This window comes from Zoogloea sp. (assembly GCF_017302315.1).
Lineage (GTDB): Bacteria > Pseudomonadota > Gammaproteobacteria > Burkholderiales > Rhodocyclaceae > Zoogloea.
The window spans coordinates 11,986-33,279 of record NZ_JAFLDT010000047.1; the positions used below are offsets into that span (position 1 = coordinate 11,986).

The 21,294-nt window shown below is 66.2% G+C and carries 17 protein-coding genes; 12 read left to right on the forward strand and 5 right to left on the reverse strand.

Annotation, left to right across the window (positions count from 1 at the left end; translation table 11 throughout):
- Positions 1-7: 7 nt before the first annotated feature.
- The 6 genes from J0L98_RS14110 (at position 8) to J0L98_RS14135 (ending at position 7,477) form a co-directional block, all read left to right on the forward strand.
- Complete coding sequence (locus J0L98_RS14110) at positions 8-934, forward strand: branched-chain amino acid ABC transporter permease (RefSeq protein ID WP_296406281.1); 927 nt, start codon at positions 8-10, stop codon at positions 932-934.
- 116 nt (positions 935-1,050) lie between these two features.
- Positions 1,051-2,118 (forward strand): branched-chain amino acid ABC transporter permease, encoded by a 1,068-nt coding sequence (locus J0L98_RS14115; protein WP_296412410.1) that lies wholly within the window; start codon positions 1,051-1,053, stop codon positions 2,116-2,118.
- A 68-nt stretch (positions 2,119-2,186) separates the two neighbouring features.
- Positions 2,187-3,512 carry an ABC transporter substrate-binding protein gene (locus J0L98_RS14120; RefSeq protein ID WP_296412411.1) on the forward strand — a complete coding sequence of 442 codons (1,326 nt, stop codon included), beginning with the start codon at positions 2,187-2,189 and terminating at the stop codon, positions 3,510-3,512.
- A 203-nt stretch (positions 3,513-3,715) separates the two neighbouring features.
- Positions 3,716-4,516, forward strand: a complete 801-nt coding sequence (locus J0L98_RS14125) for an ABC transporter ATP-binding protein (protein ID WP_296412412.1) — start codon at positions 3,716-3,718, stop codon at positions 4,514-4,516.
- Between the two features lie 638 nt (positions 4,517-5,154).
- Complete coding sequence (locus J0L98_RS14130; protein ID WP_296412413.1) at positions 5,155-6,390, forward strand: AMP-binding protein; 1,236 nt, start codon at positions 5,155-5,157, stop codon at positions 6,388-6,390.
- Between the two features lie 157 nt (positions 6,391-6,547).
- Complete coding sequence (locus tag J0L98_RS14135; protein ID WP_296412414.1) at positions 6,548-7,477, forward strand: AEC family transporter; 930 nt, start codon at positions 6,548-6,550, stop codon at positions 7,475-7,477.
- Positions 7,478-7,628: 151 nt separating this feature from the next.
- Here J0L98_RS14135 and J0L98_RS14140 read toward each other — a convergent pair whose 3' ends face one another.
- From J0L98_RS14140 to J0L98_RS14155, 4 genes are all read right to left on the reverse strand, one after another.
- Positions 7,629-8,051 (reverse strand): PhaM family polyhydroxyalkanoate granule multifunctional regulatory protein, encoded by a 423-nt coding sequence (locus J0L98_RS14140; RefSeq protein WP_296412415.1) that lies wholly within the window; start codon positions 8,049-8,051, stop codon positions 7,629-7,631.
- Between the two features lie 80 nt (positions 8,052-8,131).
- Positions 8,132-10,021 (reverse strand): ATP-binding protein, encoded by a 1,890-nt coding sequence (locus tag J0L98_RS14145; RefSeq protein WP_296412416.1) that lies wholly within the window; start codon positions 10,019-10,021, stop codon positions 8,132-8,134.
- Positions 10,018-10,935, reverse strand: coding sequence for an ABC transporter substrate binding protein (locus J0L98_RS14150; RefSeq protein ID WP_296412417.1), 918 nt, complete (start codon positions 10,933-10,935; stop codon positions 10,018-10,020). Before J0L98_RS14150 ends, J0L98_RS14145 begins: the two co-directional genes overlap by 4 nt.
- Before the next feature lie 5 nt (positions 10,936-10,940).
- Positions 10,941-13,025 (reverse strand): TonB-dependent receptor, encoded by a 2,085-nt coding sequence (locus J0L98_RS14155; RefSeq protein ID WP_296412418.1) that lies wholly within the window; start codon positions 13,023-13,025, stop codon positions 10,941-10,943.
- A gap of 110 nt (positions 13,026-13,135) precedes the next feature.
- On the opposite strand from J0L98_RS14155, the gene J0L98_RS14160 reads away from it, so the two are divergent.
- From J0L98_RS14160 to J0L98_RS14170, 3 genes are all read left to right on the forward strand, one after another.
- Positions 13,136-13,783, forward strand: a complete 648-nt coding sequence (locus J0L98_RS14160; protein ID WP_296412419.1) for a response regulator transcription factor — start codon at positions 13,136-13,138, stop codon at positions 13,781-13,783.
- 109 nt (positions 13,784-13,892) lie between these two features.
- Positions 13,893-15,734, forward strand: coding sequence for a 5'-nucleotidase C-terminal domain-containing protein (locus tag J0L98_RS14165; protein WP_296412420.1), 1,842 nt, complete (start codon positions 13,893-13,895; stop codon positions 15,732-15,734).
- Between the two features lie 210 nt (positions 15,735-15,944).
- A complete protein-coding gene (locus J0L98_RS14170; protein ID WP_296412421.1) occupies positions 15,945-17,144 on the forward strand; it encodes a DUF2252 family protein in 1,200 nt (399 codons plus the stop codon).
- On the opposite strand, the gene J0L98_RS14175 is transcribed toward J0L98_RS14170, so the two are convergent.
- Complete coding sequence (locus J0L98_RS14175) at positions 17,145-18,065, reverse strand: AraC family transcriptional regulator (RefSeq protein ID WP_296412422.1); 921 nt, start codon at positions 18,063-18,065, stop codon at positions 17,145-17,147.
- Between the two features lie 213 nt (positions 18,066-18,278).
- On the opposite strand from J0L98_RS14175, the gene J0L98_RS14180 reads away from it, so the two are divergent.
- From J0L98_RS14180 to J0L98_RS21615, 3 genes are all read left to right on the forward strand, one after another.
- Positions 18,279-18,737: a (2Fe-2S)-binding protein gene (locus J0L98_RS14180; protein ID WP_296412423.1), complete on the forward strand. Its 459-nt coding sequence runs from the start codon at positions 18,279-18,281 to the stop codon at positions 18,735-18,737.
- Positions 18,738-18,750: 13 nt separating this feature from the next.
- The gene (locus J0L98_RS14185; protein ID WP_296412424.1) at positions 18,751-20,946 is read left to right on the forward strand and encodes a xanthine dehydrogenase family protein molybdopterin-binding subunit; all 2,196 of its coding nucleotides are present in this window, start codon (positions 18,751-18,753) and stop codon (positions 20,944-20,946) included.
- A 170-nt stretch (positions 20,947-21,116) separates the two neighbouring features.
- Positions 21,117-21,294: hypothetical protein (locus J0L98_RS21615; RefSeq protein ID WP_365954813.1), on the forward strand; the 178-nt coding region annotated here is incomplete at its 3' end.

The following is a 21,294-nucleotide window of genomic DNA, read 5'->3' on the forward strand; positions in this document are numbered from 1 at the left end:
AAGACAAATGCAATTCTTCATCGAGGTACTCGTCGGCGGCTTGCTGTCGGGCGTCATGTACGCCCTGGTGGCCCTCGGCTTCGTGCTGATCTACAAAGCCTCCGGCGTCTTCAACTTCGCCCAGGGGGCGATGGTGTTCTTTGCCGCGCTGACCTTCGTCGGCTTCCAGGAGGTGTTGCCCGGCTGGCTTGGTCTGGAGGCGGACAGCAGTGTGGTGTTCTGGCTGGCCTTCCTGCTCGCGTTCATTGCCATGATCGTGCTGGGCATCGCCACCGAGCGCATCGTGCTGCGCCCGCTGGTCAATCAGCCTCACATCACCCTGTTCATGGCCACCATCGGCCTGACCTACGTGGTCGAGGGCCTGGCCCAGATGACCTGGGGTGCCAACGTGCGTGGCCTCGACCTGGGCATCGTCGATGAGCCGATTGCATGGTTGATGGACAACTACGAGATCGGCGTTTCCAAGTTCGACCTGTTCGCAGCCGGTGTGGCGGCGTCCCTGGTGGCCCTGCTAGCCCTGTTGTTCCAATATACCAAGGTGGGCCGGGCGCTGCGTGCGGTGGCCGACGACCACCAGGCGGCCCTGTCCATCGGTATTCCGCTGCAAACCATCTGGCGTGTGGTGTGGGCCGTGGCCGGCTTTGTGGCCCTGGTGGCCGGGATGATCTGGGGGGCCCGCAATGGCGTGCAGTTCGCCCTGACCTTCACAGCGCTCAAAGCACTGCCGGTGCTCATTCTGGGTGGTTTCACCTCGGTGCCCGGCGCCATTGTCGGTGGCCTGATCATCGGGGCCTCCGAAAAGCTCGCCGAGGTGTATGTCGGTCCCTTCGTCGGTGGCGGCATCGAGGGGTGGTTCCCCTACATGCTGGCCCTGGCCTTCCTGCTGGTACGGCCTGAAGGGCTGTTCGGCGAGAAGCACATCGACCGCGTGTGAGAACGTGTAGGGGCGGCTGCAGCTGCCCGCGGATGGGGATCAACGGTATGTCGTTGATTCAACGCGTGGAGGGCGAATGAATTCGCCCCTACAGGAAGAGACAAGGAGCAACAACAATGCTTTATCGTGAAGCCGGCCAGTTCAAGGCCACTTACGCCGAAGATTCCCAGATCTTCCCGATCCGTCAGGACAAGATCGGGTTCTGGGTGCTGATGCTGGTGTTCGGCGTGGCCGTACCTCTGCTGACCAACGAGTACTGGCTGAAGGCCATCCTGATCCCGGTGCTGATCTTCTCCCTGGCCGCCATCGGCCTGAACATCCTCACCGGCTACGCCGGCCAGCTCTCCCTCGGGTCGGCGGCCTTCATGGCGGTGGGGGCCTTCGCCGCCTACAACTTCATCCTGCGCATTGAGGGCATGCCCTTCCTGGTGGCGCTGGTCCTGGCCGGGCTGACGGCGGCGGCGGTGGGCATCCTGTTCGGCTTGCCCAGTCTGCGCATCAAGGGCTTCTATCTGGCCGTGGCCACCCTGGCGGCCCAGTTCTTCATCGTCTGGGCGCTGGTCAAGTTTCCGTGGTTCTCCAACAACTCGTCCTCCGGCGTGGTGACCGCCCAGGACGTGACCATCCTCGGCTACACCTTCGCCACACCGGAGGCCAAGTACGTCCTCACCTTCCTGATTGTCTCCTTCATGGCCCTGCTGGCCAAGAACATGGTGCGCTCCTCCACCGGGCGGGCCTGGATGGCGGTGCGGGACATGGACGTGGCCGCCCAGGTGATCGGCTTTCGCCTGATGCGCACCAAGCTGCTGGCCTTCGCGGTGAGTTCCTTCTATTGCGGTGTGGCCGGTGCCCTGTATGCCTACACTTACATCGGCACCGTCGAGCCGGAAGGCTTCAACCTGGACCTGTCCTTCAAGATCCTGTTCATGATCATCATCGGCGGGGTGGGCTCGATCATGGGCTCTTTCCTGGGGGCGGCCTTCATCGTGCTGCTGCCCATCTTCCTGGACAACGTGGTGCCGGTCATCTTCGGCGATTCCCTGGGGGCAGGCTTCGTGTCCAACTTCCAGCTCATCGTCTTTGGCGGCCTGATCATCTTCTTCCTGATCGTCGAGCCCCATGGTTTGGCCCGACTCTGGCAGATCGCGAAAGAGAAGCTGCGCCTGTGGCCCTTCCCGCATTAACCGAAAGCGTCCGGGCGACCTCCGCCCACCGCGAGCAGCACCCACACCATAAAAGAGGAGACAAACACATGAAACTGAAGAAAACCGTTCTGCTGGGCGCGGTCATCGCCGGCCTGCTGGGTTCCTCCATGGCCAGCGCCAACGAGGAGCAGTTCATCGGCCTGCCGAGCTATCGCGTCGGCCCCTACGCCGCAGGTGGCTCCGGGCTGTTCGGCGGCTGGATCGACTACATGCAGCTCGTCAATGAGCGCGACGGCGGCGTCAATGGCGTCAAGCTGACCTGGGAAGAGTGCGAAACCGAATACAACAACGCCCGCGGTGTTGAATGCTACGAGCGCATGAAGAAGAAGGGCAGCACCGGCAACTCCGTGTTCCAGCCCGTCTCCACCGGCATCACCTACTCGGTGCTCGAGAAGGTCGCCCAGGACAAGATCCCCATGGTCACCATCGGCTACGGTCGCACCGATGCCGCCGACGGCCGGGTCTTCCCGTGGGTCTTCCCGATGATCACCACCTACTGGTCCCAGGCTTCAGCCATCGTGAACTTCATGGGCCAGAAGGAAGGCGGCATGGACAAGCTGAAGGGCAAGAAGATCGGCCTGCTCTACCACGACTCCGCCTACGGCAAGGAGTCCCACGCCATCATGGACAAGCTGGCGGCCAAGCACGGCTTTGAAGTGATCAAGATCGCCGTGGCCCACCCGGGCAACGAGCAGCAGTCCCAGTGGCTGCAGATCCGTCAGGCCAAGCCCGACTACGTGGTGCTGTGGGGCTGGGGCGTGATGAACCCGACCGCCATCAAGGCCGCCGCCAAGACCGGCTTCCCCCGTGAAAAGCTGATCGGCGTGTGGTGGTCCGGCGCCGAGGAAGACACCATCCCGGCCGGTACGGCAGCCAAGGGCTTCATCGCCGCCGGCTTCAACGTGGCGGGTGCCAACTACCCGGTCGTGGCCGACATCAAGAAGCACGTGTACGGCAAGAACAAGGGCAACATGGAAGACAAGACCCGCGTCGGCTCGGTGTATTACAACCGCGGCGTGGTGCACGGCATCATCACCGTCGAGGCGATCCGCAAGGCCCAGGAGAAGTACGGCAAGGGCAAGGCCCTGACCGGTGAGCAGATGCGCTGGGGCTTCGAGAACCTCAATCTGGATGACGCCCGCCTGAAGGCCCTGGGTGCCACCGGCTTCATGCCGGCCCTCAAGATCACCTGTGCCGACCATGAAGGTCCGGGCAAGGTGAAGTTCCAGCAGTGGGACGGCAGCCAGTGGAAGGTCATCACCGACTGGGTGGACTCCGACCGTCCGCTGGTGCGCGGCATGATCGAAGAGTCGGCCGCTGCCTACGCCAAGGAAAAGGGCATCAAGCCCCGCGACTGCTCCAAGGAAAGCTGATCGGGGCGGGGATAAACCTACTGCGCGCCCCGATCTCGCAAGTCCGGTACTCGCTGTACTCCAGTACAGCTCCGTTCCTCCTTGCGACCTCGGGGTGCTCGCTACGGTTTCTCGCCACCCCAGGCACCGGCAGATTGGGTTTTCGCGACAGAACAAGATCGAGGGTGACGTGAGTCGCCCGTAATATGGGGATGGCCGCTGCCATGTCTTACCTCAGCATCAACAACATCGAGGTCATCTACGACCACGTGATCCTTGTGCTCAAGGGTGTCTCCCTGCAGGTGCCCCAGGGCAAGATCGTGGCTTTGCTGGGTGCCAATGGCGCCGGCAAGAGCACCACGCTCAAGTCGATCTCCAACCTGCTGCGCGCCGAGCGTGGCGATGTGACCAAGGGCAGCGTCGAGTTCAAGGGCGAACGCATCGACCAGAGGACGCCTGCCGAACTGGTGAAGAAGGGGGTGATCCAGGTGATGGAAGGCCGACACTGTTTCGGTCACCTGTCCATCGAGGAGAACCTGCTCACCGGTGCTTACACCCGAAGCCAGTCCCGGGCCGAGCTCAAGGACAGCCTGGACAAGGTCTACAACTACTTCCCCCGGCTCAAGACGCGGCGTACCTCCCAGGCCGGTTACACCTCTGGCGGCGAGCAGCAGATGTGCGCCATTGGCCGGGCCCTGATGGCCAAACCCGAGATGATCCTGCTCGACGAGCCCTCCATGGGCCTCGCTCCGCAGATCGTCGAGGAGATCTTCGAGATCGTGAAGGATCTCAACAGCAAGGAGAACGTGAGCTTCCTGCTGGCCGAGCAGAACACCATGGTGGCCCTGCGGTATGCGGATTTTGGCTACATCCTGGAGAACGGCCGGGTGGTGATGGAGGGCGACGCTGCCGACCTGCGCACCAACGAGGATGTGAAGGAGTTCTATCTGGGGCTTTCGTCCGAGGGGCGGAAGAGTTTCCGGGAAGTTAAGCATTACCGGCGGCGGAAGCGCTGGTTGTCGTAAGGAGGTTTGGGCCAGGCATTGGGGCTTTCCCGTTTGCGACGTCACATCGGCCGGGTCTCGGCCCGGCGGCCGACCGACTTCTTTGTTGCACGACAAAGAAGTCGGCAAGAAAGCGTACCCCGCTGCCGCGCCCCCTTCGGGGGTTCCCTCTCTCCGGGCGTGCCGGGCGGGGTCTTCGCAAACTCGCCCTGCGGGCTCAAACATGCGAAGCCCTTTTTCCGCCCGTCACACCCTCCGGTCGGCACGTCAGAGGGGAAAGGAAAGGCAGGTGCTCAAGGGGCAGTTGCCTTACGGGTATCCGAAGAGGCTCGGTGCGTGGTTGAAAGCCCGTCTGAACCGCCGAGCAGTGGAGCAACGGGCGGGGAAGTCCGGCGCGGCTGTTTGAGCCCGAAGGGCGAGTTCCGCGCCGGCCGCCCGTTGTGAGCAGCGCAGGGGAGTCATTCGCCTAAGCGAATGACCGGTGAAGCCGGGTCGCCTTCTTTGCCTACTTTCTTGGCGAAGCAAGAAAGTAGGGCGCCTGCGGGGGCGCGACCCCGCCAACGCAAGGTGGAACAACGGAACGCCGTTCAGTAAAGCTGAAAAACAAAGTCGAACCCGCTTCGACCCCACAAGAACAACTTTCCGCTCGCGGAGAAACCATGAACTACTACGACGCCCGTGAAACCCGCGACCCTCTGGATCGGGAACGTGAGCTGCTGGCCCGCCTGCCGGCCCAGGTGGCCCATGCCAAGGCTCATGCGCCGGCCTTCTCCGCCCTGCTGAAGGACGTGGACCCGGCCACCATCACCACCCGCGAAGCCCTCGCCACCTTGCCGGTGACCCGCAAGTCGGATCTGGCCGAGCTGCAGAAGGCGGCGCGCCCCTTTGGTGGCCTGGCGGCCGTGCAATGGGGGGCCGGCTGCGCCCGGGTCTTCGCTTCTCCGGGGCCGATCTACGAGCCGGAGGGCGCCCGCAAGGATTACTGGCGTCTGGCCCGGGCCTTCTATGCGGCGGGCTTCCGCAGTGGCGATCTGGTGCACAACACCTTCTCGTACCACTTCACGCCGGCAGGCTCAATGATGGAAACGGCGGCGCACGCCCTCGGCTGCACGGTGTTTCCAGCCGGCGTCGGGCAGACCGAGCAGCAGGTGGCGGCCATGCAGGATCTGCGCCCCGACGCCTATGCCGGCACGCCGTCCTTCCTGCGCATCATCCTCGACAAGGCGGATGAGCTGGGCGTGAAGATCGACAGCCTGAAGAAGGCCTTCGTGTCCGGTGAGGCCTTTCCCCCCAGTCAGCGGGAGGCCCTGGCGGCCCGGGGCATCCAGGCCTACCAGGCATATGCCACTGCCGATCTGGGCTTGATTGCCTTTGAAACGGCAGCCCGTGAAGGCATGGTGCTGGATGAGGACGTGCTGCTGGAGATCGTCCGCCCGGGTACCGGTGATCCGGTGGCGCCCGGCGAGGTGGGCGAAGTGGTGGTGACCACCTTCAACCCCGACTACCCCCTGATCCGTTTCGGTACCGGCGACCTGTCGGCGGTGCTGCCGGGCGCCTCGCCCTGCGGCCGGACCAATGTCCGCATCAAGGGCTGGCTGGGCCGCGCTGACCAGACCACCAAGGTCAAGGGCATGTTCGTGCATCCCGGTCAGGTGGCGGCGGTACTCAAGCGTCACCCGGAGATCGGCCGGGGACGTCTGGTCGTGGACAATCCGGATCACGCCGACCGCATGACCCTGCACTGTGAGCATGCGGCGCCGGCACAAGGGCTCGCCGAGGCGGTGGCCAGTTCGATCCGCGAACTCACCAAATTGCGCGGCGAGGTGCTGTTCTGCGCGCCAGGCAGTCTGGCCAATGACGGCAAGGTCATCGACGACGTGCGCAAGTACGAGTGAACCGAATCCTTCAGCAGGATGTGTTTTGACAGCGCCGGCCTCTCCCGGCGCTTTTTTTGACCCCCACGGCAGGATCGTCGCGGCTTGCCGGGTGGCTTGTGGCTAACCCGCATGGTCGGGGGCGGAGGGCTTCTGGCACACTCGCTGCCTGTCCCCGATGGCTGTGCCCGCCCCGTTCGTCATGCAGAGCTTCCTGCTCCTCCTGCCCGATTTCGCCCTGATCGCCCTCGGGGCGGTGCTGCGTCGTCACGCGGGGCTGGAGGAGGGTTTCTGGCAGGGGGTGGAGAAACTGGTCTACTTCGTGCTGTTTCCCGCCCTGCTGTTCAATGCGCTGGCACGGGCGCAGATCGACCTGCACACCTTCGCGCCCCTGTTTGCCGTGGGCTTGCTGACCATGGGCAGCGGCTTGGTGTTGGGTTTGCTGGGGCGGCCGCTGATGGGCCTGGGGGCGATGGCCTTCGCCTCGCGGCTGCAGTGCGCCTATCGCTTCAACACCTATATCGGTATCGCGGTGGCAGGCAAGTTTGGCGGCGCCGCGGGGGTGGCGGCGATGGGGGCGCTGTGTGGTGCGATGGTGCCTTTCGCCAATATGGCAGCGGTGGGTTTTCTGGCTCACCACGGCCAGGGGCGCCTCGGGCGGGAGCTGGTCCGCAACCCCCTGATCATTGCTACGCTTGCAGGCATGGCCTTCAGCTTCTCCGGTCTGCACTTGGCGGCGCCGGTGCTGTCCTTCCTGCAACGTCTGGCCGATGCAGCGGTGACCCTCGGCCTGCTCGCCGTGGGGGCGGCCCTGAGGGGCGGCCGGAGCGAAGGGGGGCGTCTCGGGGCGGCCTACCTGTGTGCGGTCAAGCTCCTGGCGCTGCCTGCCATTGCCTGGTGGCTCGGCGGCCTGATGGGGCTCAGTGGGACGACGTTTGCCACGGCGGTGCTGTTTGCCGCGTTGCCGACCGCGTCGTCGGCCTACATCCTGGCCATGCGCATGGGGGGAGACGGGCCGGGGGTGGCCTGGCTGATTTCGGCCACCACGGTGGCCGCAGCGGTCACGCTGACCGCTTGGCTGGCCTTGCTGACGGCCTGGGGCGCCTGAGAGGGTGTGAAGAAATCGTAGCGAGCGGTTCGAGTTCGCCTCGAGAAGCGCAACCGTACAAGGGTACGGTGAGCATCGCAGGGGCGAAATCGGGTCGCGCAGCAGATTTATTCAGACCCTCTGAAACCCGGCGCCCGGCCCGGGGGGCTGACTACTTGCTTTCTTTCGGCTTGCCCTTGGTCGGTGCTGCCGGCGTCGGGGCTGCGGCAGCAGCCGCTGCTGCACTCTGTTCTGCGGCGTTCTGCATCAGGTTCCAGGGCCACATGCCGGAGGCAAAGGGGTTGGGCTGGGCGGCTTCGTCCCCTTCCTTGCGACCGCCTTCCGAAGCGATCTTGCTCATGGCCTGCATGGCGGCAATGGTGGCGCGCTGCATTTCAAGACCCTGGGTGGCCATCTGCAGGGAGCTGAGATTCATCTTGAGCCAGTTCTCCACGGCCTTCATGTCGGCGATGCGCTTGTCGAGTTCGTCCACGTCAAGGGTCGGGGTGACCATGCCGGGCAGGCTGAAACCCATCTTGCTCCACATGCTGCGCATGAATTCCATCGGATCCTGTGCATTGTTTTCGGTGCTCATTGTTCCCCCCTTTGTATGGATTGGCCATTGATGCTGCGTCGTTGATGTTTCGATAGTAACCGATGCGTCTCCCCCCTGCATCAGGCTTGGGTCTTGCGTTGCAGCAGCGCACGCAGCCGGGCCGGCCGTACGGGCTTGTGGAGCAGGGAAATCCCGGCCCGCTGGGCATTGCCGCTGGCCGCTGTCGAGGTGTCGCTGCTGAGTATGATGGCCGGCACCGGACGCCCGAAATGCTCGTGAAGCTTGTGGATGACGGCCAGTCCGTCGAGGGTACCGCCGACCCGGTAGTCACATACGATCATGTCCGGAACGTCCTGCCGGTCGAGGGTAGGCAGTCGGGCTTCCGGTGTGTCGATGGCGGTGACGCGACATCCCCACGACTCGAGCAGGCCGGTGGTGCTGGCCAGGGCCAGTTCATCGTCGTCCGCCAGCAGCACGTGCAGCCCGCGGAGGGAGTGGGGAGGCGACGGCGGGCTACCTTCGGGGCGCACGCCGGCCGGTGCCACGGGCAGTTCCAGGGCGAAGAGCGCACCGTGGCCAGGGGTGGAGCGAAGTTCCAGCCGGTGGGACAGCAGGTCGGTCAGGCGGCGCACGATGGCCAGACCGAGGCCGAGCCCCTTGGCACGGTTACGCTCCGGGTTGTCGAGCTGCACGAACTCCTGAAAGATGGCCTCCTGGGCGTCCGGCGAGATGCCGGGTCCGTTGTCGCGCACCTCGATGCGTGCCTTGCCGTTGCGCTGGCGGCAGGCAAGCATCACCGTGCCGCCCGGGGCGTAGCGCAGGGCGTTGCTGATGAGGTTGTGGAGGATCCGTTCGAGGAGAAGTGGGTCGCTTTCCACCCACAGATTGGTGGGGCGCAGGCGCAGGCGTTGTCCGTGAAGCTCCGCTTCCCGCCGGTAGTCCACGTCGATGCGTTCGAACAGGGGCTGAAGCGGAAAGGGCTTGATCTGGCGGTCGAGCACACCGGCATCCAGACGAGAGATGTCGAGCAGGCTGTCGAGGAGGTTCTCCATCGTCTCGGCCGATACGGCAATGCGCTCCACCAGCCGGTGGGTGTCGGGGGCGTGCTGTTTTTGTCCGAGCTCGGCCACGAAGAGGCCAAGGGCATGCATGGGCTGGCGCAGGTCGTGGCTGGCCGCCGCCAGGAAGCGGGTCTTCGCGTGGTTGCCCCGTTCGGCCTCTTCCTTCTTCAGCATCAGTTCGCGGGTGGCTGCTTCGATCTGCCGTTCCAGGTCTTCCCGGGACGCATTGAGTTTGTCGGCCATGTCGTTGACCCCTTCGGCAAGGGCGCGCAGGCTCTTGCCGCCCTCGACGGGCACCCTTGCGCTCAGGTTGCCCTGGCCGAAACTCGCCACCGTGGAGGCGATGCGCTGGATGGGGCCGGCAATGCCGCGGCTCATGCGCAAGGCCAGGCCCACACTGGCGATTAGTACGGCAGCCACCATCAGGAAGGCGTTGCGCAGCAGGCGGGCTTCTTCGGCTCTGAGGGAGTCGCGGCTGATTTCCACCAGGACTTCGCCATGGCGGACCTGGGGAGCAGGGGGCGTGCTGCCCGTGTCGAGGAAGGCGTCGTCCAGGGTGATGCCGGGGCCGGTCACCTGCTCCCGAAAGGTCAGTGGAGGGCTGCGTTCCCGGGTGGGTAGGGCGCCGCCGGCCAAGGGGGCCCTGCTGCTGTCGGCGAGTACCTCCTGGAGGGGGCTGAAGACGGCGACCCGCACCACGTCCCGCTCCTGCAGCACGGCGTTGGCCTGTTTGCGCAGGCTCTCCAGATTGCCCGAGAACACCCCGTATTCACTGGCTGCGGCGAGCTGGCGGGCCAGGGCCTTGCCGCGTTGCACATGGGCATCCTCAAGGTCGGAAAGCCGTGATGAGGTGAAGTAGGTGATCAGCACCAGGGCCATCACCATGGTCGGCAGGGCCGCGATCAGGACGGCGCGGGGGCGGATGTCCCAGTCGTCGGGGATGATCATTGTCCGGCCTCGCTGCGTTCGAGGCGCTCGCGCAGAGTGCCTGGATCCTCGAGCTGTATGCCCAGAGAGCGTGCCACGTAGGGGTTGGTGCTGATCCGGAAGTGACGCGGCGCGGCGGGCGGGGGCAGGGTGCCGGTGGCAAGCCCCAGGCGACCGGCTTCGCCGGCCTGCTGGCCGACCTGTGCCGGGGTGCTGTAGAGGGCCAGCAGGGCACCGGCCTTGACATAGGCGGGTGAGAAGCCGACGACCGGAGAGCGCTGGTGGTAGGCGGTAAGCAGGATGTTGGAGATGGTGCGGTTGTTGTAGACGGTGGAGTCCGGCACCGCCAGGAGAATGCCGGGCTCACCGAGTGTGCGCTGGAGGGTGGGGTAAAGCTCGCTTTCGTCGCTGATCTGGGCGAGGGCGGGGCGCAAGCGCCGATCACGGGCGGCAAGCTGCAGGCGCTGCCCCATGTCGAGGCTCTCGGGGCCGACCAGCAGTGTCACCCGCTGCCATTCGGGCAAGGCAATGCGCAGCAGTTCGATCTGCCGGGACGCCGGTTGATCGATGAAGATCGCGGATACCCGGCGCGCATCCTCGGGTCGCAGGGGCAGGCGTTCGTAGGTGCTACGGGGCAGCAGGGTGTGCAGGATCAGGCTGCGGGGGGCAAGGGCGGCGATGCCCTGGGCCGTGCGTGCGCCAAGGGTGATGATCAGGGCGCAGGCGTTGAGCGTGGCGGCGTCCTCGGCCCGCAGGGGCCCGGGAAATGTCTGCACGCGATGGCCCGCGCTGCGCAGTTCGGCGCCCATGGCCTCGGCGGCCTCGCTGAAAGCACCGGCCTCCTCGGGCATGACCAGACAGGCCTGGCCCGCGTGGGCCTGGTGGCCGCCCAGCGCCAGCGCCAGAACGAGGAGTGCGCGCAGCAGAAGTGCCATCCGGCTCAGAATTCGACCTGAAGGGTGCCGAAGATCCGGCTGCCCCACCAGGAGGCCCCGGGGGCGAAGGTCTCGTCGTCGCCATCGATGTTGCGTGCCGTCACCGACACTTCACCCCGGAGGAGGTCGGGCGGCAGACGATGGCTCAACTGCACATCGAGCTGGCGATACATGCCGACCCGGTGGGCGGCATCCGAGTACCAGCTCATGCCGCCCACCCAGCGGCGGGCCACGCTGACCTGCCAGCGGGGGTGGAATTCCCAGGCGCCGAACAGCGCGGAACTGTGCCGGGGCGCAGAATTGGCTACCCAGGCACTGGGTTGGGCGCCGCTCGCGGTGGCCGGGTTGCCGGGGCCGTCGATGCGCAGCTCGGTGTGTTGCAGGGACAGCCATGTTCCGGTGGTCGGCCGCCACGTTGCGACCACTTCCAGCCCGCGGATGTCGGCTTCACCGCTATTGGCGAAGTAGCGTGTGTTGTTGCGGGGGAGGAGCCCCACGGAAGAGTTCTCGAGGCGCATTTCGATGAGGTCGCGAGCCCGCTCGAGGAACAGGCGGGCGTCGAGACTGGCGTGGAGTGGGCGCAGCTCAGCCAGGTAACCCATCTCGTAGGTCGTGATGCGCTCGGCCCGCAGGCCCGGGGAGGGCCGGAAGGTCTGGGAGATGGGTGTGCCCGCCGGAATCGTCAGGAGGGGCGTGACGACGGGAGCAGAATTGGAAAAGATCATGCTGGATTTCTGCTCGAAGGCGATCGGGCTCCGGTACGAACGATTGACGGCAAAGCGCAGGGTCTGGTTCTCCGTCATATGATAATTGGCTGAGGCCCGTGGTGCCAGCGAAGTTCCGGTGAGGGAGTTGTCCTCGACCATGAAGCCGGCGTTGAACAGCCATTGGGGTGAGGCACGCCATTCAAGGGTGGCGAAGGCGCGATTCACCCCGCTGCGCACCCGTTCGCTGGAATTGAAGCGCAGGGGCGCGTCGAGCCGGTCCTCGCGCATGCCGGCGCCAAGCACCGCCCGCAGGCCGGCGGCGGGGCTGGTGACGCGCTGGATCTCCAGGTCATCGCGGACGGCCCGGAAGCCATAGTCGAAATCGAAGGGAATGCCGATGCTCACCGGCAGACCGGATTGCCTGGAGGAAACGGGAACGCTCAGGGCATAGCGGTCGCGGCCGTTCTCCTCCTGGTGATACCAGGTCACGCTCAGTTCCTCGTCCGGCGCAGGCACGTGACGCCAGCGCAGCAGGCCGAAGCTGGTGGTGATGCGGGAGGCGCGCTCCGGGTCTGTGGCGTTGTCGTCCTTGCCCGTGCCCAGGTCATTGTTCGTCCACCCTGCCTGGAACTCCAGCACGTGATCGTGATTGATCGCCCAGTCGGCGCGCAGGGTGGCCAGTTCGGCCTTGCGCCAATCGTTGATGGCGTTAAAGCCGCTGTCGTGGTTGCGGGCGGCGGTGAGGCGCAGATCCACGTCACCGATACGCTGCCCGTGGCGGACGGCAACATCGTTCACGCCACCGTCGCCCGCCCGGTAGCGCAGACTGGTGCCGCGGGTTTCCGAGGGCGCGCGGGTGATGATGTTGGCCACTCCGAGAAAGGCGTTGCTGCCGTAGGCGGCCGAATTGGAGCCGCGGAAGACTTCGATGCGCTCGATGTCGTCGATATCCACACCGAGCTGGTTCCATTCGACGCCGGCGATGAAGTAGGGGGAATACACGGAGCGCCCATCCACCTGCACCAGCATGCGCCGGGGGGCTTCGTCGGAGAGCCCGTGGTAGGTGACCAGGGGCCGGTTGCCGGTGTGCATGCCGACCTGGAAGCCGGGCACCAGCATAAAGAGTTCGTGGATGTCGCGGACACCGGCGGCACGGATCATGTGGCGATCGATCACCGTGACGGATCCCGGCGTGTCGGCGCGGGCCTGCTGCAGGCGGGTGGCCGAGAGTACCACCGGAAGATCGGCCAGATAGGTGGCTTCACTGGCGTCCGGGGGGGCTGCCGCCAGGGCCTGGGTCGACAGGGTCAGGAGCAGCGTGCAAGCCTGTGTGGCGAGGCGGCGGAGGATCAGGGTGCGTGGCGTGGCGAGGTGAGTCGGCATGATTTGCGCCGTAGCGGCCCGGGAGCCTGATTTTCTACGTTTTGCCCGGGTCTGGGTAGGCTAAACTGAGTGGCTATTCAATTCAGGTTAAATTCCATGAACACGCCGCGATGATGCAAACCCGAATCCTGATCATTGAAGACCACGTCCTGGTGCGTGAGGCCATGGCCCTGACCCTGGCGCAGGTGGGCGAGGGGGTGGTGTGCGAACAGGCCAGCAACGCCACCGACGCCTTGGCCCTGCTCGAGGCCGACCCGGACTGTGACCTGCTGGTGGTGGATCTGATGCTTCCCGAAATCAACGGCTTTTCCCTGCTTGGGGTGGTGGCGAAGCGCTTTCCCGATGTGCCGGCGCTGGTGGTGTCGGCCCTGGATGACCGGGAGTCGGTGCAGCGTGCCATGAAGGCCGGCGCCTCCGGCTTTGTGTCCAAGGCCAGCCCCAGCAATACCCTGATCGAAGCGGTGCGCACCATTCTCGCGGGGGGGGTGTTTACGCCCGAGGCGGCCAGCGGCGCTGACGGGGGCAACCGCAACCGCCGCGCCAGCATGGCTTTTGCAGAGCGTTTCCAGCTTACTGCCGCCCAGGGGCGGGTGCTCGAGCTGGTTGCCCAAGGCAAGTCCAATCGTGACATCGCCGAGTTCCTCGGCTTGTCCGAGGGGACGGTCAAGGTGCACGTGTCGGCCATCCTGCGGGCCCTCGGGGTGACCAGCCGGGCCCAGGCCCTGCTGCTGATGACCCGGGCCGGCCTGCGCGTCTGAGCGCGCGCGTTGATCCGGGGGCGTGTATCCCGCGCCTGTCATCCGCCGTTCACCGGCGTTTAACGCGGGCGGAATAGTCTGTCGGGCATTCAAACTCCCGGCGACTGCGATGACCCTCCTGCAAAGCTCCCGAACCGTGCTGGCCCTTTCCGTCTGTGCCCTCACCCTGACCGCCTGCGGTGGCGGGGGGGATGGCGGTTCCCGCGCCATGGATCTGACGATCCTGCACATCAACGACCACCATTCCCATCTGGATGCGGAGACCACCGCCCTGACCCTCAAGGATGCGGCCGGTGCCAGCCGCTCGGTCACGGTTGAACTGGGCGGCTTCCCGCGGGTCACGGCTGCCATGGCAGCCCTCGCCACTCCCGGCCGCAATGTGCTCAAGCTGCACGCCGGCGACGCCATCACTGGCGACCTGTACTACACCCAGAGCGAGGGGCAGGCCGACGCCACCCTCATGAACACCGTCTGCTTCGATGCCTTCACCATCGGCAACCACGAGTTCGATGGCGCGGATGCCGGCCTGGTCAAGTTCATCGACTACCTCCACGCTGGCACCTGCAAGACACCGGTCCTGTCGGCCAACATCGAGCCCGCCGCCGGCACGGCCCTGGCGAGCCGCATGGGCGCCTACAAGATCATCGAGAAGGACGGCGAGAAGATCGGTGTGGTCGGCCTCACCGTGAAGGACAAGACCCAGTTTGCCTCCCGCCCGGATGCCAGCACCCGCTTCCTTGACGAGGCCAGCAGCGCCCAGACGGTGATTGACGAGCTCAAGCTGCGCGGCGTCAACAAGATCATCCTGATGTCCCACCTGGGCTATTCGGCCGACAAGGCCATCGCCCCCAAGCTGTCCGGCGTCGACGTGATCATCGGTGGTGACTCCCACACCCTGCTCGGCCCCGACAGCATGAAGAACTACGGCCTCACCCCGTCGGGCGCCTACCCCACCCAGGCGGTGGACAAGGACGGTCGGAAGGTCTGCATCGCCCAGGCCTGGCAGTATTCCTACGTGGTGGGTGCCCTGGATGTGAAGTTTGACGCCAGCGGCAACGTCACTGCCTGCAGCGGCAAGCCCCAGGTGCTGTTGGGTGACAGCTACAAGGTCGGGAGCACGGCCGCATCCACCGCAGACGCTGCCGCCTACCGCAGCCAGCTCGATGCCTCGGGTGTGTTCCTCACCATTACCCCTGATGCCGCTGCCACTGCGGCCCTGGCACCCTTCAAGGCGGCCAAGGACGCCCTCGGCCTGCAGGTGGCCGGCACGGCCTCCGAGAACCTGTGCCTGCGCCGGGTGCCCGGAAGCAAGCGTGACACCAGCCGCTCTTCCCTGGGTGACGTGTGCAACCTGGACGCCACCGTGGTGGCCCAGGGTGGCGACATCCAGCAACTGGTGGCCGAGGCCTTCCTGGAGCAGGGGCAACGCTTCGGCGGCGCCGACATCAGCCTGCAGAACGCCGGCGGCGTGCGGGTTGACGTCCCCGCGGGCAATATCACCGTGGGCAAGGTGTATACCCTGCTGCCCTTCAAGAACACCCTGTACCGCTTGGTCATGACCGGCGCCCAGGTCAAGTCGGCCTTGGAAGACGGGGTGGATTCGGTGATCAACGGCACCGGCTCCGGCGCCTATCCCTACACCGGCGGCCTGCGCTTCTCGGTGGACATGAACCAGGCCAAGGGCAGCCGCGTCAGCAACCTGGAACTGCGTGACAGCACCGGCACCTGGAAGCCCCTCGATCCGGCCGCCAGCTACAAGGTGATCACCAATAACTTCACCGCCGACGGTGGCGACAAGTACGACACCCTGAAGGCCATTCCTGCCGCCCAGCGGGAAGACACCTTCTTGGACTACGCCGACTCCTTCCTGCAGTACGTGCGCAGCAAGTCGCCCCTGGCCAAGCCCACCAGCGCCAACCGCAGCACCCGGCAATACATCGAAACCCCTTGAGCGCCCTTCCGTAAGGAGCGCCGCTCAATTCAGGCCCCGCTCAATGCGGGGCTCTTTTTTTGCCAAAGCACCCGCGTTTCCGCCGGAAGCGCACATCATGTGAGGGGCGCCGCCTGCCGGGGGGCGACTGCCCGCGGAGGCGCCAGAGCCCGGCCGCCCGATGAGGGCGCAGGGACAGCCTGTCCATCCACGAAACCATGAGGTCGTTTCATGCTTGACGTCGTCCAGGAGATTCTCGCCTTCAATGCCGGCCGCGATCCGGATCGCCTGCGCCTCAAGTACCGCAACATGCGGGCCAGCCCCTTCGTCTTCCTGCGCGGTACTTGCCACCTGTTCTACCGACGCCTCCCGGCCGATGCCCTGTTCGATGAGGCACCACCGGTGTGGTCCTGCGGCGATCTGCACCTGCAGAATTTCGGCAGCTACAAGGGCGACAACCGGCTGGTGTATTTCGACCTGAACGATTTCGACGAAGCCCTGCTGGCACCCGCCACCCTCGACCTGGTGCGCTTCCTGTGCAGTGTGCTGGTGGCCGCCCCGGACATGGGCGTCGGTCGGAAGGAGGCCCGTGCCATGGGGAGCGCCTTCCTGGATGCCTATCTGGCCACCCTCGCGGCCGGCCGTGCCGGCTGGGTGGAGCGGGATACGGCGGACGGCCTGATCCGCAGCCTGCTGGCCGGGCTGCACGGCCGCCTCCGGCCGGCCTTTCTCGACGGACGTACCGAACTCAAGGGCAAGCACAGACGACTGCGCCTGGATAATGGCAAGGCCCTGCCGGTCACCGACACCCAGCGGGAGCACGTGGCGACGCTGATTGGCGGGCTTGCCGGGTCGCACGCCGACCCGGATTTCTTCGAGGTGCTCGACGTTGCCCGGCGGATTGCCGGCAACGGCAGCCTGGGGGTGGACCGCTACGTGATCCTCGTTCGCGGCAAGGGCTCGCCGGACGGCAACGAATTGCTCGACCTCAAGGAGGCCTTGCCCTCCGCCGTCCTGCCGCGTGTCGCGACACCCCAGCCCGTGTGGCGCTCGGAGGCTGAGCGGGTGGTGGCCATCCAGCGTCGCATGCAGGCCGTGCCCATGGCCTTTCTGCAGCCCCTGCGCTGGCGCAAGCGTTCGTACATGCTGCGTGCCCTGCAGCCCAGCGAAGACCGGGTCAGCCTCGACGCGGCCCATTCGGGTGTGGCCGCCCTGGAGGGGGTACTGGCCCACATGGGGGCCATCGTCGCATCGGCCCAGTTGCGCAGCGGCGGGCGTGACGGCTCGGCCATCGCCGACACCCTCATCGGCTTCGCCGGTGCCGTCCGGCGCAAGGACCTGCTGGGGGCCGCGCAGGATTGCGCGGAGCAGCTCCGCAAAGACTGGAAGACTTACGCCGAAGCCTGCGACGACGGCGAATTCGACCTCTGATCAGCGCATCCGTGCCACATCGCGCAGGGGCGGGGCGCCGAACAGGCGGCGGTATTCGCGGCTGAACTGGGACGGGCTCTCGTAGCCCACCCGGCGCGCCACCGTGGCGGCATCGACGGCTTCGGTGAGCATGATCTTGCGGGCCTCCTGCAGGCGTAGCTGCTTCTGATACTGCAGCGGGCTCATGGCCGTCAGGGCCTTGAAGTGATGGTGCAGGGATGACTTGCTCATGTTGGCCGTCTCCGCCAGCGCGTCAATGGACAGGGGCTGGTCGAAGTTGCCCTTGATCCATTCGATGGCCCGGGCCGTGCGGTGCCCCTGGCTGTCGGCCGCCGCAATGCTGCGCAGGCGGGCGCCTTGGGCGCCGGTGAGGAGGCGGTACAGCAGGGCCTGCCAGTAAAGGGGGGCCAGCACCGGGATGTCTTGTGGCGTCTCCAGCAACCCCACCAGACGCAGCACCGCATCCATCACCGGCGGGGTCAGGGGGCTCACCCCGAGCCCCAGCAGGCTGCCGGCCGAGGCCGGGCCGTCGGAGGGCACGCTGCCCGCCAGTTCGGCGATCCGGCGGGCATCCATCTCGAATACCGCGCACAGGTAGGGGCGCTCCGGCGAGGCTTCGACGATCTGTCCCATCACCGGCAGGTCCACCGAGGTAATCAGGTAATGCCGGCTGTCGTACTGGAAGGTCTCTTCGCCCAGACTCAGGTGCTTGCTGCCCTGGGCGGCCACCGCCAGCACCGAGCGATAGATGGCGCAGATCGCGGTGCTGGTGCTGGACGCGCGATACAGGTCAAGACCCGGGATCGGGGTGGGGTTCGGCCCTTCGGTGGTGCAATATCGTTCAATGAGCCGGGCGAGCTTCTGGCGTGCAACGTCCAGTCCCGATGGGTCGGTATCGTGGTAAAGACCTGATTCAGTCATGGTTTCTTCCTGTGCTGCGACTGCCGTGAGAATAGCGCAGGCGCCCGGGGTGGCGGCCGCCGAGACGATGCATATCGGACGATCAGGCAACAATCTCACAGGATTCTGCAATGCCGAAAAGGTCTTCATCGACTACATTTTCGTGCATGAAGGCTGGACCGCCCGCCGTGGCGCCCGGCCAGGAAACCCAGGATTGACCCCCGGAGATTGACCATGATCCAGCTCAACGTGAATGGCAAGGCCCACAAGGCGGACGTCGAAGCCGACACTCCCCTGCTGTGGACCCTGCGCGATACCCTCCTGCTCACCGGTACCAAGTATGGCTGCGGGGCCGGCCTGTGCGGCGCCTGCACCGTGCTTGTGAATGGTCAGCCGACCCGCTCCTGCATCACCCCGGTTGCCGATGTGGCGGGCAAGAAGATCACCACCATCGAAGCGGTTGATGCCACCCGCGTCGGCAAGGCCGTGCAGGAGGCCTGGCGCAAGCTCGACGTGGTGCAGTGCGGCTACTGCCAGTCGGGCCAGATCATGTCGGCCGTGAATCTGCTCTCCACCAAGAAGAAACCCACCGATGCCGACATCGACGCCGCCATGGCCGGCAACCTGTGCCGCTGTGCCACCTATGTGCGCATCCGCGCGGCCATCCACGAAGCCGCCAAGGCGCTGGCGTAAGGAGCCGACGATCATGAACAACCCCATCCAGAACCTCTCCCGTCGCGGCTTCCTGCAAGGCGCCGCCGGCCTGACCCTCGGCCTGTCCCTGCCGGCCTTCGCCGCCAAGGCCGGGGCCGCTGCGGCCCAGGCTGCCGCTGCACCCTTTGAACCGACCCCCTTCCTGCGCATCGGCGCCGACAACAGCGTGACGGTGCTCTCCAAGCACCTGGAGATGGGCCAGGGCACCTACACCGGCCTCGCGACCCTCGTCGCCGAAGAGCTCGACGCCGCTTGGGTCCAGGTGAAGGTGGAGGGCGCCCCGGCGGACGCCAAGCGCTTCAACAACCTGGCCTTCGGCCCCATGCAGGGCACCGGCGGCAGCACCGCCATGGCCAACTCCTGGGACCAGCTGCGCCAGACCGGCGCCACCGCCCGTGCCATGCTGGTGTCGGCCGCCGCCAAGCGCTGGAACGTGCCTGCTGCCGAGATCACCGTCCGCGACGGGGTGCTCAGCCACGCCGCCAGCCAGCGCAAGGCTAGCTTCGGCGAGCTGGCGGAAGCCGCCGCGGCCGAAGCCGTGCCGGCCAGCGTCAGCCTCAAGGATCCGAAGGATTTCCGCCTCATCGGCAAGCGCGCCCCGCGCAAGGACAGCTTCGCCAAGACCAACGGCAGCGCCCAATTCACCCAGGACGTGCACCTGCCCGGCATGCTGGTGGCGGTGGTGGCCCACGCGCCGCGCTTTGGCGGCAAACTCAAGTCCTTCGACGCGCGCAAGGCCAAGGCCATCAAGGGCGTGGTGGATGTGGTGGCCATTCCCACCGGCGTTGCGGTGCTGGCCACCGACACCTGGACCGCCAAAAAGGGCCGTGACGCCCTGAGCGTCGAGTGGGACGACAGCGCCGCCTTCAGGATGGGCAGCGCCGAGATGCAGGCCCTCTACCAGGCCCTGGCCCAGAACCCCGGCCTGGTGGCCCGCAAGGAGGGTGACGCTCCCGCCGCACTGGCCGCTGCCGGCACCCGCACCATCAAGGCCAGCTACGACTTCCCCTATCTGGCCCATGCCGCCATGGAGCCCATGAACTGTGTCATCCAGCGCACGGCGGACGGCCTCGAAGTGTGGAACGGCGAGCAGTTCCAGACCGTCGACCAGGGCACCCTGGCCGCCATGTTCGAGCTGCCTGCCGACAAGGTGACCATCCACATGCTGTATGCCGGTGGCAGCTTCGGCCGGCGGGCCAGCACCCAGGTGGACTACATCCGCGAAGCGGCGTCCATCGTCAAGACCACGGGCACCCGGGCACCGGTCAAGCTGGTGTGGATGCGCGAGGACGACACCAAAGCCGGCTACTACCGCCCCATGTTCCACCACACTCTGGAGGCCACCCTGGATGCGGACGGCAGCATCCGCGCCTGGCGTCACCGCCTGGTGGGGCAATCCATCGCCAAGGGCTCGCCCTTCGAAGCCTTCATGATCAAGGACGGGGTCGATCACCTGTCGGTGGAGGGGGCGGCCAACCTGCCCTATGCCATCCCCAACCTGCAGGTCGAGTTGCACACCCCGGCCGACATCCCGGTGCCGGTGCTGTGGTGGCGCTCGGTGGGTTCGACCCACACCGCCTACTCCACCGAGACCTTCCTCGACCGGCTGGCCGCCGAAGCGAAGCAGGACCCGGTAGCCCTGCGCCTCAAGCTGCTCGAAAAGCATCCCCGCCATTCCGCCGTGCTCCGCCTGGCGGCGGACAAGGCCGGCTGGGGCACGCCCCTGGCCAAGGGCAAGCCGGGCGAGCGCCGCGGCCGCGGGGTGGCGGTGCATGAGTCCTTCCACTCCTTCGTCGCCCAGGTGGCCGAGGTGACGGTGGCGGCGGACGGCAGCATCAAGGTGGATCGCATCGTCGCCGCCGTGGATTGCGGCATGGCCATCAACCCGGATAACGTCCGGGCCCAGGTGGAAGGCTCGGTGGGCTTCGCCCTGTCGGCGGCCCTGCACGGGGAGATCACCCTCAAGGACGGCGTGGTGGAACAGGGCAATTTTGGTGAGTACGCCCCGATCCGCATCAACGAAATGCCGAAGGTGGAGGTGCACATCGTCGCCTCTGCCGAAAAGCCCACCGGCATCGGCGAGCCCGGCGTGCCGCCTGTGGCGCCGGCGGTGGCCAATGCCATTGCCGCAGCCACCGGCAAGTGGGTCACGCGCATGCCCTTCCGCAGCGATGCGCTGAAGGCTTGAAGTGAAGAACGACCCACGCTCACTGTGTTCGCTGCCCCCCGAGGGGGCACAGGCCTCCCTTGGGGCGGCCCGGCGGGAGGCCTGATGAAACGACCCCCACGCTCACTGTGTTCGCTGCCCCCCGAGGGGGCGCAGGCCTCCCTTGGGGCGGCCCGGCGGGAGGCCTGACCATGGGCAAGCTCGCACTCGCCGCCAAGATCACCCACGTGCCCAGCATGTACCTGAGCGAGCTGCCCGGCGCGCGCCAGGGCACGCGCCAGGACGCCATCGACGGCCACGTCGAGATCGGGCGCCGCTGCCGCGAGCTGGGCGTGGACACCATCGTCGTCTTCGACACGCACTGGCTGG

Bases quoted from the DNA above. Each gene is read 5' to 3' on its own strand.
- J0L98_RS14110 (WP_296406281.1), top strand. From the start codon at position 8: ATGCAATTCTTCATCGAGGTACTCGTCGGCGGCTTGCTGTCGGGCGTC.
- J0L98_RS14115 (WP_296412410.1), top strand. From the start codon at position 1,051: ATGCTTTATCGTGAAGCCGGCCAGTTCAAGGCCACTTACGCCGAAGAT.
- J0L98_RS14120 (WP_296412411.1), top strand. From the start codon at position 2,187: ATGAAACTGAAGAAAACCGTTCTGCTGGGCGCGGTCATCGCCGGCCTG.
- J0L98_RS14125 (WP_296412412.1), top strand. From the start codon at position 3,716: ATGTCTTACCTCAGCATCAACAACATCGAGGTCATCTACGACCACGTG.
- J0L98_RS14130 (WP_296412413.1), top strand. From the start codon at position 5,155: ATGAACTACTACGACGCCCGTGAAACCCGCGACCCTCTGGATCGGGAA.
- J0L98_RS14135 (WP_296412414.1), top strand. From the start codon at position 6,548: ATGGCTGTGCCCGCCCCGTTCGTCATGCAGAGCTTCCTGCTCCTCCTG.
- J0L98_RS14140 (WP_296412415.1), bottom strand. From the start codon at position 8,051: ATGAGCACCGAAAACAATGCACAGGATCCGATGGAATTCATGCGCAGC.
- J0L98_RS14145 (WP_296412416.1), bottom strand. From the start codon at position 10,021: ATGATCATCCCCGACGACTGGGACATCCGCCCCCGCGCCGTCCTGATC.
- J0L98_RS14150 (WP_296412417.1), bottom strand. From the start codon at position 10,935: ATGGCACTTCTGCTGCGCGCACTCCTCGTTCTGGCGCTGGCGCTGGGC.
- J0L98_RS14155 (WP_296412418.1), bottom strand. From the start codon at position 13,025: ATGCCGACTCACCTCGCCACGCCACGCACCCTGATCCTCCGCCGCCTC.
- J0L98_RS14160 (WP_296412419.1), top strand. From the start codon at position 13,136: ATGATGCAAACCCGAATCCTGATCATTGAAGACCACGTCCTGGTGCGT.
- J0L98_RS14165 (WP_296412420.1), top strand. From the start codon at position 13,893: ATGACCCTCCTGCAAAGCTCCCGAACCGTGCTGGCCCTTTCCGTCTGT.
- J0L98_RS14170 (WP_296412421.1), top strand. From the start codon at position 15,945: ATGCTTGACGTCGTCCAGGAGATTCTCGCCTTCAATGCCGGCCGCGAT.
- J0L98_RS14175 (WP_296412422.1), bottom strand. From the start codon at position 18,065: ATGACTGAATCAGGTCTTTACCACGATACCGACCCATCGGGACTGGAC.
- J0L98_RS14180 (WP_296412423.1), top strand. From the start codon at position 18,279: ATGATCCAGCTCAACGTGAATGGCAAGGCCCACAAGGCGGACGTCGAA.
- J0L98_RS14185 (WP_296412424.1), top strand. From the start codon at position 18,751: ATGAACAACCCCATCCAGAACCTCTCCCGTCGCGGCTTCCTGCAAGGC.